Genomic DNA, 17,999 nt, shown 5'->3' with positions numbered 1-17,999 from the left:
GTTAGAAGTTTACATTCACCCCCAGGGTATAGGTCCGGATGGACGGGAACTTGTCCCGGTTGTCGTTGCCCTGGAACAACAGGTCGTCGCGCCGGATCTCCGGGTCCACGCCCTTATACCCGGTAATGGTTGCCAGGTTCGAGCCTGACACATACAACCGCACGCCCCGGATAAACTTGAGGTTCGATACATTGAAGTTATACCCTAGCGTAGCGTTGTCTACCTTCAGGTAATCGCCGTCTTCGATATAATAGCTCACATACGCCTGACGCGTGTAGCCCAGCAGCCGCTTGCCGTATACATTATCGAACGCTGACTCCAGCACGTTGTAGTTGATGTTGGGATTTTCATAGAACATGCGTTGGAAGTTCAGGATCTGGAAGCCGAAGGCACCGTTCATCACCACGCTCAAATCAAAATTCTTGTAGCGGAAGGTGTTGGTCCAGCCCATGCGGTATTTGGGAATGCCGTTGCCCAGGATCTGGCGGTTGGGATCCTGCGACAGTACGTTGTCGTCCATCACGCGGCGCTCGCCGTTGGGCAGCTCGATCACCCACAGGCCGTCTTCGCTGATGTCCACCGACTTCAGGCCCCAGAAATTACCCAGCGGTTGTCCCACTTTCACACGGTGTGTAGTCATCGAGATCGGGTCGCCGGCGTCGCCGGTGTTGATATAGTCGCCCTCGATCTTATACAGGTCGTTGGACAAGCTCAGCAGCTCGTTGCGGTTGTGCGACATCGTTACCGTCGAGTTCCACTCGAAGTTGCTGGTACGCACCGGCGTACCGCGCAGCAGGATTTCGATACCCTTGTTTTCCATCTCACCCACATTGGCCAGCGTGCGGTCGGCCAGGTTTGGCGGCGTGGGCACACGGTACTCGAACAACAGGTCTTTGGTCGTCTTGAAGTAGCCATCTACGCTACCGGTCAGCCGGCGGTTGAACAGCTCGAAGTCCACGCCGATGTTCACCTCCTGCGACTTCTCCCAGCGCAGGTTGGGATTGGGGTTCCAGCTGTTCTGCAGCGGCGGTACCCACTTGCCGTTGTTATAGAAGAAGCTGCCCGAATAGTCCAGCGCTGTCTTGGACCGATACGAATCAGCTGGAATCACGCCCGTCACGCCGTAGCCTGCCCGTAGTTTAAGCAAGGTAAGACCCGACACATTCTCCATAAATGACTCACGGTTGATCAACCAGCTGGCCGAAGCCGACGGGAATGTACCCCATTTATAGTTGGTGCCGAACTTCGACGAGCCTTCGCGCCGCACACTGGCCAGCACGTTGAACTTGTCGCGGAACGTATACCCTGCCCGGGCAAAGAAACCGACCAGCGTGTTGTCGTCCTTATAGCTCGACATCCGGGCCAGCCCGTCGCGCATGGCATTGCCAGCGCCCAGGTTGTTATACGAATATTTGTCTGTCGGGAAGTCGTAGTTGTTGGCCCAGCCCCCCTCGTTCACATTGTACTGGTAGCTGTAACCGCCCAATACCGTAACGTGGTGGTCGCCCATCAGCCGCTCGTACTGCGAGGTCAGCTCCAGGTAGTTGGTTTTGCTGTGGATGTCGCTGCGCGAAGCAAAGCCATTGCGGCCATTGCGTGTAGTGGAATAGTGCTTTTTAGTTTCGGCATACCCGGCGAAGCCATCCTTTATTTCCTGGGCCACCATAAGATTTGTCTTCCAGCCCGCCAGTGGCTCCACGGTGACGTTGGACGTTAACCTTGTCCAGGAATTGTTGAGCTCGCCGTTCGTTTCTTCGATCATGGTCAGCGGGTTGTAGTATTGGAACTTGACTGGGTCGATCCAGTTGCCTTCATCGTCCTTCACTTTCAATAGCGGGTTGCGGATCAGGGCATTGCGGTAAATGAGCGGGTTGAACGAGCTGCCATCGCCCAGCGCACCACGCTTCTGCACCCCACGCAGCAGGTTGACGTTGATCTTGACCTTGTCTTCCAGCAGGTACTGGTTCAGGTCCAGCGACACGCGAAATTCGTCGTTGTCCGACTTGAGGAAGATCCCTTCCTGCGAAATATAGTTAACAGCCAGCGCGTAGGTAGACGACGCGCCGCCACCCTGCACCGACAGGTTATGATTCTGCGTATAGGCTGTGCGGGTGATGAGGTCCAGCCAGTCGGTGTCGCCCACGCCGCCATTGGCTTCGGCCTCTTCCACGTAGTTACTGACGAAGTCGAAGGTTTTGGCGCGCTCGAGGTATTCGCCCGCGTTGAGGAATTCCGGTTTGCGGTAAATATTGGAAACCGCCGAGTAGTGGTTGTAAACTACCGAGGGGGCGCGATCGCGGTCGCCGCCACGGGTAGTGATCAGAATTACGCCGTTGGCGCCCCGTGTGCCGTAGATGGCCGCCGCGGAAGCATCTTTCAATACTTCGATCGAAACGATGTCGGCCGGCGCCACGGTATTAAAATCGCCGGGGATGCCGTTGATCAGGATCAGCGGCGTGGTCGACCCGCTAATGGTCGCGATACCGCGCAGCGAGATGTTGGGGCCCGAGCCCGGATCACCGGATCCGTTGTCGATCACGAGGCCCGCCACCTTGCCTTTGATCAGTTCGGATGCATCGCGCATAGCCCCCGTGGTGAAATCCTTTTCCTTGACACTGGCAATGGCGGTGGTAACATTTTCTTTCTTCTGCGTGCCATAACCGATCACGACAACCTCTTGTAATGACTGCAGGTCGGGCACCAATCGGATCTCCAGGCTGGTTTGACTGCCCACCGGTACTTCTTCGCTTACATAGCCGACAAAGCTGAGGATCAACACCGATTCGGATCCTGGTACCGCTATAGTAAAGCGTCCACCGGCATCTGTCGTCGTTCCCAGTGATGTTCCTTTCAACATCACGCTCACGCCCGGCAGTGACTCGTTATCTTCGGAAACTACCTTTCCGGAAACGGTCACCTGTGCCGCGGCCTGCTGATACAGCAACGCCGACGCTAAAAGCGCCAACGCCGCCATCAAGCGTTTGGTAAAATACTTTCTCATGCAATCTTAGGTTTAATTAGGTCTATTATGATGCATTGAAAGTAGAGAAAACACAGACACACGTTTTTCCAGAAATTATCCTGACGTAATACGATTTATTCTGAATACAGGAACTATATCCCTGAATGTTGGAATATATACCTCATGTTGCGGGATAATCCACAAGTATATACCCCAAAACCAATACCCGGCGGGTATACTTTTTCATGCCCGGCGATCGCCGGAAACCAGGTCCTACGGGCGGCGAACGGATGAAAAAAGCCAACCGGCGATGTAAATCGGAGGGGGTGACACTTACAAAAAAAAGTTCGCTACGGGCTATGTTGACCAACCCCACCCCAAACACCCCGCTCCTATGACGGTTGGAATGTTCATGCTCCAATCCCGAGACTAAAATATCTCGGCTCGAAATTTTGTCATTTCCGGGTTATTTACGAGATTCAGTAATGATTATGAGCCCATCATAACCTCTTGGACAAAGAGTGTGTGATGGGCTTTTCTATTGGCTTTACTCTAACTTCACTATGAGCTCCAAATACCTCCGAGGACGTCGTCGTTATGCCAGCACTCGGCCTCAACAACGGATCCACAACACCAATCAAAAAAGAGAATTGTACCTATCTTCTTTCCAGGAGAAAGTACACGGCGTCCTCAATGACAAGTTCGGCGACGTTCTGAAGCTGGTCGTACTGGGGTTTATCTCGTTTGACTTTTTCCATCCGCTCACCTTCAAATTTATCGCGGAGCTCTTCAAGGACGCAAACGATCGCACCAACCTTTTTGTCATCTTTAAAATCTGCTACCTCACGCTACCCCTTATACTCTATATTGTCTATCTCTATGCATTCAGCAAAATCCAACTTCCCAAGAACATAATAAAGGATGGGCTACGGATACGGTTACCCCGAAAAAAGCCCATTCAGATCGTGATACTGCTTTTTATTCTCGTGATCGTGTGTATCGATGTCTGTGTTCCGTCTCAATTTCAACGGGATCGTTTCGTTATTACCATTGTAGTGCTTTGGATGTTACTGCTGCTGGTTCACTTTACAGATCAGCCAACGACAGCATCGCAAGACGGAAATTCGTCCCGATCACCCTTTATCCAGCGTGTGATGATAACACTCCGCACAGTGGCGGGGGCAAAAGGGCTATCGTTTGTCACGTTGTGCATGGCTGTCTTCTTCGCCTGTGGACTCTATGCTATGCATACATTACCGAAACCGGAAAAGCCTGCGGATGATCAGAAAGCTCCTTCCAACCGTAGCACAGAAGTAACTATCACTGTGAAAGCAAGTAATACGACAACACTTCCGGCTAAAAATATATCGACAAAAGATTCTGCAAAGGTTGATTCATCCTCCTATTGGCACCTCTATCTAAATCCCTTCGTTTTGCAGGATTTGCTCAAAGAAGATGAGAAATATTATACAACATTGAAGGAGACCGACCAGCTGATCCATCAAGGAGCCCTTCGAACAGAATACCTCCTTAATATAGCCATTGCCGATTCTGTGTCCAGGGGCGTAAATCCCTTCGAAAATTTTAACACGCAAAATCTTCAAAAAATCACACCGGCTATAGTGGCATCGCTTAAACATGAATTTAGTGATACAACGCGGCGCATAAACCGTCTCCGAGTCATCGGTCAGCAATTCCTGGCCACCCGTTCCTATACCTCCTATTACCGGGCAACCCTGGAGCAAGCTATCAGCAAACGGCAAAAAGAATCCATCGAGGCGGCCTCCAACTTGCTGAAACACGTACAGAAAATTGACCTGCTGACATTGTTCTCCATTACCTTTGCGTTACTCATCTTATATCAGGCAACACCACAGCTGCAGAATGCCGGATTAAAATCGCTTATCCTCCTATATTTTCTCATGTTTCTGCAGGGATTAAAACCGGTCAATCCTAATCATATCAATCTGAGTGACCCCGCGTGGCCTTATACGTATGCCAACTGGTACATTCCGGGGTATATCAGCGAGATTGGAAGTATCGGTACTATTGACAACTCCCGGACTGTTTATGGTAGTGACAATATCGACAACTCTATCCGGACAACAGAAACTGTCTATGGAGATGATGGAGATCTGGTCATTGGAGGGTCGGGTGATATCTATGTTACTACGATCCATGAAATTGAGGCAAATTTGCAGGTCCTACTCGCAAGAACCGACAGTATCAATCGACGAACACATAAGATGTACAATATGAACTACCAAACACCCCCACTATGATTCGCTTCACTTTCATTTTACTCACCACTCTTTGTCTCTGCTGCGTCCAAATGTCACACGCGCAAAGTCGCTTTAAACGCCTACGCAATGCCTTAGAAGCTCTTAAACAAAGACAAGAAGTACCTTTGGAGATGATCTACTCCCGAGAAACCGAGGGCTTGCTAAGAAGCTACAATCAGGAGATCAAATTTCTTGATTCCTTACAGGCGTGGAAGAAGGAAGGTTGCGTTCAGGCGAATCCGAATATTAATTTGGATATTGATTATCCATTGCATAAAACTCCTGACCCCATCAAAATGCCCATTTATAACGGCAAAAAAATAACTTCGTTTGAGTCTTTAAAATTTCCCGATCTCAAATACGTCATGGAATCCCTCAATGATATGATTAAACACGTCGAAAATCTTACAACTGCGGCTCATTCATTCCAGTCACGTATAACTGCCAGGGACCTTGAATACAGGGCGGAGATTTCAGACTATAACAAGCGTTTCAGGCAATATGCAGAAAATGAGCTTACAAAGCAGATTCAGAAGAATTGCGAAAATCGTAACAAAAACATCCAGATTCTGATCACGCAACAATATCAACACCTGGAAACGGCACGCATCAAGGCAGCCACTGCATTACGCCCCAATTTGCTCCAGCGTTTTTTATCGAAGAAGTATAGCACTGCCTACAAGAATGTCTGGAAAGAATATCCACCGAACTATATACCGGATAAGAATCCCGCCATTCCCGTAAACAGCACACAGGTCACATCAAAATAATCCAATTACGCCATTTCGTGTTCCTGGTTTTTCACCAGGTTGTCAATATATTCTTCCAGGGTAATATTACCGCGCTTCGGCGTCTTGCCTACCTCGAAGTTTTGCTCCAACGTAACGGCCGTCATGTTGGCCATAGACGTGGCAGACGCTTCGGAGAAGCCGGCTTTCATCAGGAACTCCTGCCATTGGCGGCGTTCTACCGCGACGGCTTCTACGGGGTGGCCGAGGGCTTTACTGAATGCGTTGGCTACTGCGCGTGGTGTGTAGTCCTGTGGACCCGTGATGTAGTGCAGCCCCGTATTTTCTTTGGCTTCCAGCAAGAGGTCTGCGGCGAAGTGCGCAATATCCGCAGGAGCGACCATCGGAATTTTAAAGTCGACGGGAAAAAGTGTATAGATCTTACCCTCGGAGCGGGCCGTGCCCAGGTCCATATCGAAGTTGCTCATGTAATACGAACCACGCAAAATGGAAACGTAACGTGGGGTCATGGCCAACGCTTGCTCCATACCGTATAATACATCCAGGTCGCCGAGCTGGTCGCCTGGCTGCGCGCCATAGGTCGATTCGGCAACGATCTTTTCAATAAGCGAATCTACCAATGCCGACAGGATCGAGCTGATCGACTGTTTTTCCTCGGCCAGTGAATCGGCTGCAAAGTTGCCGGGAGGATTGAGTAAGTAAAGACGCGTGCCTTTTTTAAAAAGTGCGCGTAGCCCATTCGTATCCTGTATGTCGACGACCGCGGCTTTTGCGCCGGCGGCTTCGATCTGTTTTACTTTACCACGGTTATGTGTCACGCCTGTGACCTGCTCGCCCCGTTCCGCCAGCAGTTTGATTAACACCGACCCAATGTGGCCGGTGGCTCCCAATATGATATGCATATGCGATCGGTTTAATGTTCACCCAAAAGCAGTAAAAAACCGTACCGCCAAACACCTATCCATGATGGTGTCCTCCTCTTCGTTGTTGTTCATTTTCGACAACAGGTCGTAGGCTCCTTTCAACACACTGTTGCGCGTGTTGCGGGCGATGGGCGAGATCACCGGGATAGACGATTACAATGTTTCCGTTGTCCGGTTTGCCGCGCGAATGTTCAGCAAGAGGCGTTTCTGTACGGTAACTCCCCTTCCGTTTCTGCACATACCCTTCGGAATCCGAAGGGTTATTACGAGTCAATAATAACCAAGGAATTGATTTTCAGGCAATTAAAAACCTTGCATAGTCTTTGGCCTATGGGGCTTCGATTGCAAATAACAACGACTATGATCACTGAAAAAACCGCGTTAGTCATGCTGGACGGCGAAGTCCCTGCCTGCAGCGACAGCGCTCAACTTGCCCGCCAGTACTATACTTCTATCCAGCATTTCGCAGAGGCATCGGTACAGCTGTGCGAAGAGAATAAATTCCGGAAGCTGGAGCGTTTCCTGGTAGTGGCCTGTAAGCTTTTTAAGGAAGGTAATCAGACGGTGCGCAACGGCATCGTGAATGTATACCTCTATACCCTGTCGCGTTCGATCGATCTGCGCCCGGCGGCACACAAGTCGATCGAGCCCTTTATGCCCCGGGAATTACGGCTGGAGTATGCGCGCCAGCTGTACGCCAGCGGCGTGTAACCCTGTAACCATAAACCATAACTATACGGATATGATCACAATCATTCTTTTATTGGCGGGCATGGTGTGCTTCGCGCTGCTCTACAAGTCGGTCGATTACTTCGAAAACATTTAACCTATGATGATGTTCCTGTTTTTCATCGCCATTGCCGTGTTATGCTACCTGCTGTACGCGTTGGTGAACCCGGAGAAATTTTAATGCATAACCTATTATGAATACTGAAATCTTGGGTGTGATCGTCACCTTTCTTATCACGGTCCTGCTGGCATATCCGCTGGGAGTATATATCGCCCGGGTGTTTAGCGGCGAAAAAACGTTCTCCGACTTTTTGCTGCCCGTCGAACGATTCCTGTACCGCGTGTGCGGCATCAATCCGCAGGAGCCCATGAACTGGAAGCAGTTTCTGAAAGCCATGCTGACCATCAACCTCGTGTGGTTTGTCTACGGCTTCTTTTTATTACTCTTCCAGGACCGGCTGCCGCTGAACCCCGACGGCAATCCCGCGCAAACTCCCGACCTGGCCTTTAACACCATCATCAGCTTCCTGGTGAACTGCGACCTGCAACACTACTCGGGCGAGTCGGGTGTAACGTACTTCACACAATTGTTTGTGATCACCTTCCTGCAATTTGTGAGTGCCGCTACCGGTATTGCCATGCTGATCGGTGTACTCAACAGCCTGCGCGCAAAGACTACCGACAACCTGGGTAACTTCTGGGAGATCTTTCTGAAAACCAACACCCGCATCCTGTTACCCTTGTGTATCGTCGGCGCGGTATTGCTGGCCTTTAACGGCGCGCCTACGAGCTTTGACGGCAAAGATACCATTACCACGCTGCAAGGCGACACCGTACAAGTGTCGCGCGGACCGGCGGCCGGTATGATCGCCATCAAACACATCGGTACCAACGGCGGTGGTTGGTTTGGCGCCAACTCGGCGCACCCGCTCGAGAACCCCACCTATTTCACCAACATGCTCGAACTGCTCATGCAAATGATCATTCCCATTGCGGTGATCTTTGCGCTGGGCCTCTATATCCGCCAGAAGAAGTTTGCCTATGTGATCTTCGGCGTGATGACGGTCGGTATGCTCTTGCTGGTGATCCCGACGATGGTCTATGAGATCAACGGCAGCCCGGCCATCGCCAACCTGGGAGTATCGCAAACTACCGGTGCGATGGAAGGGAAAGAAGTACGATTCGGTCCCGCGTCTTCGGCATACTGGAGTATTGTCACGACAATCATTTCTACCGGTTCGGTAAATTCCATGCACGATAGCTCCATGCCTTTGTCGGGTATGATGCAAATGCTGGGCATGATGGTGAACGCCTTCTACGGCGGCTGCGGAGTGGGTATTCTGAACTACTACATCTACATCATCATCGCCGTCTTTATCTCCGGATTAATGGTCGGCCGTACACCTGAGTTTATGGGACACAAGGTGGAAGCACGCGAAGTAAAGATCGCGATGATGGTAACATTGCTGTCGGCCTTTCTGGTAAAAGGTATGACGGGTATAGCCGCTTACTTTGTCGCAAACCAACCGGACATTGCCTGGACGGTGAAGCCGTCGGCATGGCTAAACAACCCGAGTTTCCACGGCTTCTCGGAGATGTTGTACGAGTATACTTCGGCCAATGCCAACAACGGCAGTGGTTTTGAAGGCCTTGGCGACAACAATATTTTCTGGAACGTAACCACGGGCTTTGTGCTGATCCTGGGTCGCTTCCTGCCGATTATCGGTCCCGTAGCGATTGCCGGCCTGCTGGCCCGCAAGAAGTATATACCGGAAGCCGCCGGCACACTTCGCACGGACTCCTTCACCTTCGGCATGATGACCTTTGCGGTGATCGTGATTGTTACGGCCCTGTCCTTTTTCCCGCCGCTGGCCCTGGGTCCGCTGGCCGAATATTTCTCGCTTAAATAACCTGAGTCATGTCACGTAAACGCAATATAAAATTATTTGAGCCGGCGTTGGTCGGCACCGCCCTGCGGCAGTCGTTTGTCAAACTGGACCCGCGGCTGATGTGGAAGAATCCCGTGATGTTTGCCGTCGAGATTTGTACGGCGGTCATGCTGGCGGTTGTACTGAACCAGATGATTACCGGCGACGCTACGCAAGGTACGCTGTGGTATAACGTTACCATCTTTATCATCCTGCTGATCACCGTGCTCTTCGCCAACTTTGCCGAAGGGCTGGCCGAAGCCCGCGGTAAAGCGCAGGCCGAAAGCTTACGTAAAACCCGCGAGGAGACCCGCGCGAAAAAGATCACCGACGGCACAGGCCATATCCAGGTCGTGGCTTCGTCGCAGTTGAAAAAAGGCGACGTCTTCGTTTGCGAAGCCGGCGATATTATCCCGATCGACGGTGAGATCGTAGAAGGCATTGCCACCGTGGACGAATCTGCCATTACCGGTGAGTCGGCCCCTGTGATCCGCGAGGCGGGTGGTGACAAATCATCGGTAACGGGTGGTACAAAAGTACTCTCCGACCGCATCCAGGTGCGCGTAACGACGGCGCCAGGCGAAACCTTTCTCGACAAGATGATCGCCCTGGTGGAAGGCGCTTCACGTCAGAAGACACCGAACGAAATCGCGCTGACAATCCTGCTGGCGGCTTTTACCATGATCTTTCTGATCGTGTGTGTAGCGCTGAAGCCTTATGCCGATTATGCCGGCACACCGATTACTATTGCTGCCTTTATTTCACTCTTTGTGTGTCTGATCCCGACCACTATCGGTGGTCTCTTATCCGCTATCGGCATTGCCGGTATGGACCGTGCGCTGGGCGCAAACGTGATTGCCAAAAGCGGTAAGGCCGTAGAGACAGCAGGCGATATAGACGTGCTGCTGCTAGATAAGACCGGTACTATTACCATCGGTAACCGCCGCGCCACGAAGTTCCACCCGGCAAAGGGTATTACCGAAGACGACCTGATCGAGTGCGCTACGATCGCTTCCCTGGCAGACGAAACGCCCGAAGGTAAATCGATCGTAGAGCTGGCGGCTTCGCGTGGGTATAAACATCCTGCACTGGTGGGCAGCAGCAGCGACCTGACCTATGGTGTGCCGAATGCGCGCATCATCAAGTTCTCGGCCGAGACGCGTACATCCGGCATCGACCTCGACGGCCGGGTGATCCGCAAGGGCGCGTATGATGCGATCCGCAAACTGGTGGAGAAAGCCGGTAACCGGGTGCCTGAGGATATCCACGCGGCCGTAGAGAAAATCGCTGCCAATGGCGGTACACCGCTCGTCGTAGCACAGAACGACATTGTATACGGCGCTATCGAGCTGCAAGACGTGATCAAGCCCGGCATTACCGAGCGCTTTGAGCGCCTTCGTAAAATGGGTGTAAAAACGGTGATGGTTACGGGCGACAATCCGCTAACGGCAAAGTATATCGCCGAAAAAGCTGGTGTCGACGACTTCATTGCCGAGGCGAAGCCCGAGGATAAGATGGAGTATATTAAAAAAGAACAGGCTTCCGGTAAGCTGGTCGCGATGATGGGTGACGGTACCAACGACGCCCCCGCCCTGGCACAAGCCGACGTCGGCGTATCGATGAACAGCGGTACACAGGCCGCGAAGGAAGCCGGCAACATGGTGGACCTGGACAACGATCCGACCAAGCTGATTGAAGTGGTGGAGATCGGCAAGCAGCTGCTCATTACCCGTGGTACGCTGACAACCTTCTCGGTCGCCAACGACGTAGCGAAATATTTTGCCATCGTGCCGGCGTTGTTCATTACCTCGATCCCGGCCTTGCAGGCACTAAACATCATGAGCTTGAAGAGCCCCGAGTCGGCGATCCTGTCGGCGATCATTTTCAACGCCATCATCATTCCGCTGCTGATACCCCTGGCGTTGCGGGGCGTGGCGTATAAGCCCATCGGCGCATCGGCGCTGTTACGCCGCAACCTGCTGATCTACGGCGTGGGTGGTATCGTGGTGCCTTTTATCGGCATCAAGTTGATCGACCTGGTCCTGGGAGTGTTCATTTAACGCACAAAAACATTGGTATGAAAAAAAATCTGTTAATATCCCTGAAGCTGACGGTGGCCCTGATCATTGTGCTGGCCGTGCTTTATCCGCTCTTTATTGCTGCCGTAGGCCGGTTGACCCCGGGTGGTGGCCGCGGTGAGACGCTCTCCACCAACGGTAAGGTTGTGGGCTACGCCCGCATCGGTCAGAAGTTTACCGATGACAAATATTTCTGGGGCCGTCCATCGGCCGTGGACTATAATGCGGCAGGCTCTGCCGGTAGCAACAAGGGTCCGAGTAACCCTGACTACCTGGCGGTAGTAGCGGCGCGTATCGACACCTTCCTGGTGCATAACCCGACTGTCACGAAGGAACAAATTCCCGCCGACCTCGTGACGGCCTCCGGCAGCGGTCTTGATCCACACATCTCGCCACAAGCGGCGCGGGTACAGATTGCCCGTATCGCACACGTGCGGGGCGTGACACCACAGGTACTCGAATCGCTGGTGGACACCTATACCGAATCACCGATGTTGGGTCTGTTTGGCCCGGCACGCGTGCACGTACTGCGCCTGAATATTGCCCTGGATCAACTAAAACCATAATTTTGAAACAATCATAACTATGAAAAAATCGTTCGTTATTGCCCTTCTATGTATTACCGCAGCGGCTGAGGCGCAAGAAGCACAGGATACACTCAAGCCTTCGCCCTTTACAGTAAGCGGTTACGTAGAAGCCTACTACTTATATAATTTCAACCAACCCGATAACAATACGCAGCCATCGTTCGTATACTCGCACAACCGGCACAACGAAGTAAATGTCAATCTGGGCTTTATACGGGGTGCCTATACAACCGACAACGTACGCGCCAATCTGGCCATCATGACCGGCACGTATGCCAACGCCAACCTGGCAGCCGAGCCGGGCGTACTCAAGAATATCTACGAAGCCAATGCCGGTGTCAAACTGTCGTCTACCCGAAACCTATGGATCGATGCCGGTATCTTTGGTTCACACATCGGCTTTGAGAGTGCCATCGGTAAAGACTGCTGGGCGCTGACGCGCAGCATCATGGCCGACAATACACCCTACTACGAGGCGGGTGCGAAGGTTTCGTACACCACCGACAACGGCAAATGGTTTCTATCAGGATTGATCCTGAACGGCTGGCAGCGCATCCAGCGGGTGGACGGTAACTCACTGCCCTCCTTCGGCACACAGATCACCTTCAAACCTTCTGATAAGATAACGCTGAACAGCAGCAGCTTTATTGGTACTGACAAACCTGACAGCGCCCGCCAGATGCGGTACTTCCATAACTTTTATGCCATCCTGCAGGTATCGAAAGCAGTAGGTATTACCGTCGGGCTCGACTATGGTATGGAAGAAAAGAACCCGGAGAGCAGCTCCACCAACTCCTGGATTTCACCCATCATTATCGCCAGGTTTGCCCTAAGCGAAAAGCTGGCGCTTGCAGTGCGGGGTGAATATTACCAGGACGAGAACGGGGTGATCATTGCCACGGGCACGCCGAACGGCTTTAAGACTACGGGTGTTTCCGCCAACTTCGACTATCAGCTGAACGCCCATGCCGTGTGGCGGGTCGAAGCCCGTCACCTTACCGGTAAAGACGCCATCTTCGAAGAAGGCAACGATGTTTCAAAAAACAATACCTTTGTGACTACCGCGCTGGCGATAAGTTTTTAGGGTATGATACACCCGGCATGGATAACCATTATAGAAGCCCCCATGCCGGGTGCTTCTATGCTATTTTAAAGTAAGGCTGTGACTACTACTGACTCCATCATGCGCGAAAAAGAAGAATCTGTTCAGCATTTCCTGGGCTTGATCCGAAAGTCCCGGCGCGGCAAGTTTAAAGTATATATCGGCATGAGCGCCGGTGTCGGGAAAACGTATCGCATGTTGCAAGAAGCCCATAGCCTGATGCGCAACGGCGTCGATGTGCAGATCGGATATATCGAGACGCATAACCGGCGTGAGACGCATGTGCTGGTCGATGGGCTGCCGATCATCGCGCGCAAGACCGTTTTCTATAAGGGTAAGGAGTTGGACGAGATGGATCTACAAGCTATCTTAAACCTCCATCCTGAGCTCGTCATCGTCGACGAGCTGGCGCACACGAACATTCCCGGTAGCAAGCATGAAAAGCGCTGGCAAGATGTATTGGAAATTCTCGATGCCGGCATCAGTGTAATCAGTGCGGTAAACATTCAGCACATTGAAAGCATCAACGAAGAAGTGCGGTCGATCACGGGCATTGCGGTCACCGAGCGTGTACCGGATAAAGTATTGCAGCTGGCCGACGAAGTTGTCAATATCGACCTGACGGCGGACGAGCTGATCGCCCGTCTGAAAGAGGGCAAGATCTATGAAGCTTCGAAGATCGAGACCGCGTTAAGCAATTTTTTCCAGTCCGATAAGATCTTACAGCTGCGCGAGCTGGCGCTGAAAGAAGTAGCCTCACAGGTCGAGCGCAAGGTAGATTCGGAAGTTACTGTCAACGCACGGCTACGGCATGAACGCTTTCTGGCCTGTATCAGCAGCAATGCCGACAATGCCCGGATGATTATTCGTAAGACGGCGCGCCTGGCCAGTTATTATAATTCGAAGTGGTGTGTACTCTATGTTCAGACCAGCTCCGAAGATGTAAACCGCATCAAGCTGTCGGTGCAGCGACACCTGATCAACAACTTTAAGATGGCGACGGAAATGGGAGCGGAAGTGATTCAGGTAAAAAGCGACAATATACCATCGTCTATCATCGACGTGGCGGAGCAACGCCAGATCACCACGATCTGCATGGGCATGCCCCGGCTGCGGCTCTGGAAGATTCTGACGCGTACGTCGTCGTTTACCCGGCTGGTCAAAAAACTTTCGGGGTCGGATATAGATTTAGTCATACTATCATGAGCATCAAAACCAAAGTAGCCTGGGGTGTTACCTTCCTCTTTGCGCTGATCCTGGCCATTGGCGGACTGGGCCTGTATTCCCTGCACAACCTGGCGCGGTCATCGCAGCAAATCCTGGTGGACAACTACGAGTCGATAGAGTATGCGCACCAGATTCTCGCGGCGTGTGAGCAGTTGCGTACGGACCCGGCAGTAGCCATGAAAAGTATCGAGACCAGCCTGACGCTGCAAGAGACTAACGTGACGGAGCCCGGCGAACGCGAAGCAACCCTGGCCCTGCGGTCTGCCTTTGAGAAACTGCGCAACACCGGGTTGTCCGACAGCGTGGTGGCGCGCATCCGTCATGCATCGCTCGCGCTGGAGAACATCAATATGAAAGCGATCGTGCGAAAGAATGAGACCACGCAAGAGACGGCACACGACGCCTCTACGTATCTCATTATCATTTGTACGTTGTGTAGCCTGGCGGCCTTCACGTTTATTGTAAACTTTCCCGGCTATATCGCCAACCCCGTTATTCAGCTGACGAATAGCATCAAGTCTATTGCCGGCAAGAATTACGAAGAACGGCTGCACTTTGATCGCCGCGACGAGTTTGAAGAGCTGGCCGAAGCGTTTAACCAGATGGCTGAAAAGCTGGATGAGTACGAACACAGCAACCTGGCACGGATTCTCTTTGAGAAGAAACGCATCGAGGCCATTATTCACCGGGTGAGCGACCCCGTCATTGGCCTTGACGAAAAGAGCCGCATCATCTTTGCCAACGAGCGGGCACTTGATATCCTTAATCTTTCACGGGAGGAGCTATTGGACCACTATGCGCCCGATGTCGCCGTGAACAACGACCTGTTCCGCAGCCTGATCAAAAGCGCCGCAAGCGACAACCCGGAGAAGACACTGATCAAAGCTATGGTGGGGCTTAAAGAGAACTTCTTTACCCAAGAAAGCGTGCGCGTGAGCTACTCGCCTACCGGCGAAAAAGAACGCGTCGATATTGGCACTGTTATTTTGCTGAAGAACGTTACGACTTATAAAGAACAGGATCTGGCGAAGACTAACTTTATTGCAACGGTGTCCCACGAGCTTAAGACACCGATCGCTGCTTTGCAGATGGGGGTGAAGTTATTACAGGATACGCGTGTGGGTGCGTTGAATGACGAGCAGGCGAACATCACCCGTACGTTACACGACGAGATTTGGCGGCTGTCTAAGATCACGCATGAGCTATTAGACCTATCACAAGTAGAGACAGGCAATATTAAACTGGATATCCGCAAGACTACCCCGGCTGACATCATACAAATGGCCACTGAAGCGGTACAGCTACAAGCCGAGCGCAAGCCGGTATACATGGCGCATGAGCTCGCGGCAGATCTGCCCCCCCTCCTGGCGGATGCAGACAAGACCACGTGGGTATTGGTAAACTTTCTGACGAACGCCATTCGCTATAGTCCTGAGCGGGGTACCATCCTGATTCGCGCAGCGCGTGTGGGGCATCATGTGCGGCTATCGGTGCAAGACAACGGGCCAGGCATCGAGGCCCGGTATAAAGCGCGGATCTTTGAGAAATATTTTCAGGTGCCGGGTACACCGACGGGAACGGGGTTGGGACTCGCTATTTCTAAAGAGTTTATTGAAGCGCAGGGCGGTGGTGTACAGGTGGAGAGCGAGCCGGGGAAAGGAAGCACATTTTCTTTTCATCTGCCGGTAGCATGAGGGTGATTTGCATTGGAATCAGGTACTCATCGGGCCTGCGAAATAGATTCTACGGCTATAACGCGCAGATGGATCGCTTTTTGTGAAATAGGGTCGCATCCAATCGTCTGATGTCTCCAGGAACTGCGGTCTCCAATCCGAGGGGTTACCAGCTTTTTCTCTTTCCAACGCCCGCTGCACTGCCTCCCGAAAGGCATAGTGCGTGTATAGCCGCATATACTCCCCGAAATAAATATCCGCAATACGTTTATCTCCCTTGATGACCAACATATTCTCATCGTTCGTATCGGTACTTGCCTTGCTGAAGTTTGCGCTCCCACTAACAACAATAGGATCTTTGCCCAAGGGATCGACAATCATATATTTTGTATGAATCCAGTATACGTGCTTGCCTTTTCCGTCGACAGAACGCATTTCATCAAGCCAACGATCAAAGGCGTTTGTGACAATGCGATTGCCCACAGCCACAACAACGTTGGGCAACTTTCGGATAGCACGGATATCTTTTTCATCGCGGTCCTTGACTGTCCCCGAGGCAAAGGTTTTTTCCATCAGTGCCATCCGAAGGATCTCATCCTGCTGCCGGTATACATTCTTAAATTTTTCATGCATGCCAAATGCAAACGTCATGAATAACGCATCACCAGCCGATCCTGCGATTTGCGCATACCAATCCAGAACGTCCAGGTTCGTCCTTCGGGGTGAAAATATTGCATAGGTGCCACGGGCAAATTTGGCTGGTATCATAAACGCTTCGACATTCTCATCGCGGTAAGCGTTGTCTATCTTCAGGTCTTTTTTCAGGCGATCCCAATATGCTTTAAACCCGATGGCGATGTTTGGATCCTCTACGATGTGTGCCAGATTGGAATGCCCGTAGATACCGTTCAACGTGATATTGGTAGAACCCGTCAAGACCCGCACCGGTTTCTTTCCCTTACTATGGACTATGAATTTGTTATGCATCAGCTTCGCGTTAGCGCGACCAGAACATATTTTTCCAATTCCCATGGCCTTAATTTGAGTCCGATTAGGTGTCCACGGCCCGGTAGGTTTCTTTTCCTTGTCATAGTTTTCAACATCATCAAAAATGACGGTGACTTTAACGCCCCTTGAATTTGCGCGTTTAAATGCCTCCAGTACCTCCGACCATTGAAACTCGTAGATCGCAGCATGTAGCGAGTCACCCTTTTTTGCTTCATCTACAAAGGCGATGATCGACTCCGCCAGCCCTCTTGATAGCCATTCGTAAGCCCCCGGGCCGGCTTTTTCAGGAGGTTTATTCAGAAAACGTCGGGCATATTCCTGCGTAGCGACAGCGCCACGATTGAAGAATACGGAGTGTACGCCGCCAAGCTCGGACTCTGTCGTAATTTCGACCGCTGCTTGTCGCCTTGATTCGAGCGCCTCCGGTTTTCCATACATCGCATGAACCGTATATGTATAGCGATGCCCCGGCTTGGCACTATAGTCTGCCCACTGAAAGCCCTGCCAGGGATGTTTGAGCGTCGAGAAAGTCTCGCCCTGTTCCGGCGTTGGTTCCGTTGCTTCGAAGGTTTTCATACCGCGTGCCCACGTTAGCTCATCCTCGGCATGGTCCTGCCGCTGAATGGCAAATCCGCGAAAGCCTTTCCTGGCGGCGGCTTCAATATTAAGACCCAGGAATACAACATACGTCCCGGCAATGGCATTGATGGTAATGCCTTTAGCTTGTTTACGCTTTCTCATCAGGTTAGGG

13 protein-coding genes are annotated in these 17,999 nt (G+C 51.8%); 10 read left to right on the top strand and 3 right to left on the bottom strand.

Annotated elements, in window-relative coordinates; translation table 11 throughout:
* Window position 1 precedes the first annotated feature (1 nt).
* Entirely contained in the window at window positions 2–3,001 is a 3,000-nt protein-coding gene (locus K7P01_RS24335) for a SusC/RagA family TonB-linked outer membrane protein (protein ID WP_267297185.1), read from the bottom strand.
* A 611-nt stretch (window positions 3,002–3,612) separates the two neighbouring features.
* Here K7P01_RS24335 and K7P01_RS24330 point away from each other — a divergent pair.
* Window positions 3,613–5,244, top strand: a complete 1,632-nt coding sequence (locus K7P01_RS24330; RefSeq protein WP_267297184.1) for a hypothetical protein — start codon at window positions 3,613–3,615, stop codon at window positions 5,242–5,244.
* Window positions 5,241–6,014, top strand: coding sequence for a hypothetical protein (locus K7P01_RS24325; protein ID WP_267297183.1), 774 nt, complete (start codon window positions 5,241–5,243; stop codon window positions 6,012–6,014). Before K7P01_RS24330 ends, K7P01_RS24325 begins: the two co-directional genes overlap by 4 nt.
* A 5-nt stretch (window positions 6,015–6,019) precedes the next feature.
* Here the strand turns inward: K7P01_RS24325 and K7P01_RS24320 are convergent, their stop codons facing one another.
* Window positions 6,020–6,895, bottom strand: a complete 876-nt coding sequence (locus K7P01_RS24320) for an NmrA family NAD(P)-binding protein (protein ID WP_267297182.1) — start codon at window positions 6,893–6,895, stop codon at window positions 6,020–6,022.
* Window positions 6,896–7,276: 381 nt separating this feature from the next.
* On the opposite strand from K7P01_RS24320, the gene K7P01_RS24315 reads away from it, so the two are divergent.
* The 8 genes from K7P01_RS24315 (at window position 7,277) to K7P01_RS24285 (ending at window position 16,261) form a co-directional block, all read left to right on the top strand.
* Window positions 7,277–7,627 carry a DUF7674 family protein gene (locus K7P01_RS24315; RefSeq protein WP_267297181.1) on the top strand — a complete coding sequence of 117 codons (351 nt, stop codon included), beginning with the start codon at window positions 7,277–7,279 and terminating at the stop codon, window positions 7,625–7,627.
* A gap of 118 nt (window positions 7,628–7,745) precedes the next feature.
* A complete protein-coding gene (locus K7P01_RS32185) occupies window positions 7,746–7,826 on the top strand; it encodes a potassium-transporting ATPase subunit F (RefSeq protein WP_397311139.1) in 81 nt (26 codons plus the stop codon).
* Between the two features lie 13 nt (window positions 7,827–7,839).
* Complete coding sequence (gene kdpA / locus K7P01_RS24310; RefSeq protein ID WP_267297180.1) at window positions 7,840–9,555, top strand: potassium-transporting ATPase subunit KdpA; 1,716 nt, start codon at window positions 7,840–7,842, stop codon at window positions 9,553–9,555.
* Between the two features lie 8 nt (window positions 9,556–9,563).
* On the top strand, window positions 9,564–11,633 hold the full coding sequence (gene kdpB, locus K7P01_RS24305) for a potassium-transporting ATPase subunit KdpB (protein WP_267297179.1): 2,070 nt from the start codon (window positions 9,564–9,566) through the stop codon (window positions 11,631–11,633).
* 17 nt (window positions 11,634–11,650) lie between these two features.
* The gene (locus K7P01_RS24300) at window positions 11,651–12,217 is read left to right on the top strand and encodes a K(+)-transporting ATPase subunit C (RefSeq protein ID WP_267297178.1); all 567 of its coding nucleotides are present in this window, start codon (window positions 11,651–11,653) and stop codon (window positions 12,215–12,217) included.
* Between the two features lie 19 nt (window positions 12,218–12,236).
* Window positions 12,237–13,322, top strand: coding sequence for a porin (locus K7P01_RS24295; protein ID WP_267297177.1), 1,086 nt, complete (start codon window positions 12,237–12,239; stop codon window positions 13,320–13,322).
* 99 nt (window positions 13,323–13,421) lie between these two features.
* Window positions 13,422–14,546: a sensor protein KdpD gene (locus K7P01_RS24290; RefSeq protein ID WP_267297394.1), complete on the top strand. Its 1,125-nt coding sequence runs from the start codon at window positions 13,422–13,424 to the stop codon at window positions 14,544–14,546.
* Window positions 14,543–16,261, top strand: coding sequence for a HAMP domain-containing sensor histidine kinase (locus K7P01_RS24285; protein WP_267297176.1), 1,719 nt, complete (start codon window positions 14,543–14,545; stop codon window positions 16,259–16,261). The genes K7P01_RS24290 and K7P01_RS24285 overlap by 4 nt, the downstream gene beginning before the upstream one ends.
* 18 nt (window positions 16,262–16,279) lie before the next feature.
* Here K7P01_RS24285 and K7P01_RS24280 read toward each other — a convergent pair whose 3' ends face one another.
* Window positions 16,280–17,989: a phospholipase D-like domain-containing protein gene (locus K7P01_RS24280; RefSeq protein WP_267297175.1), complete on the bottom strand. Its 1,710-nt coding sequence runs from the start codon at window positions 17,987–17,989 to the stop codon at window positions 16,280–16,282.
* Window positions 17,990–17,999 lie beyond the last annotated feature (10 nt).

The organism is Parachryseolinea silvisoli, from assembly GCF_021190955.1.
GTDB classification, from domain to species: Bacteria; Bacteroidota; Bacteroidia; order Cytophagales; family Cyclobacteriaceae; genus Ohtaekwangia; species Ohtaekwangia silvisoli.
The sequence above is the reverse complement of the archived record's forward strand: the minus strand, read 5'-3'. Positions and strand labels throughout refer to the sequence as shown.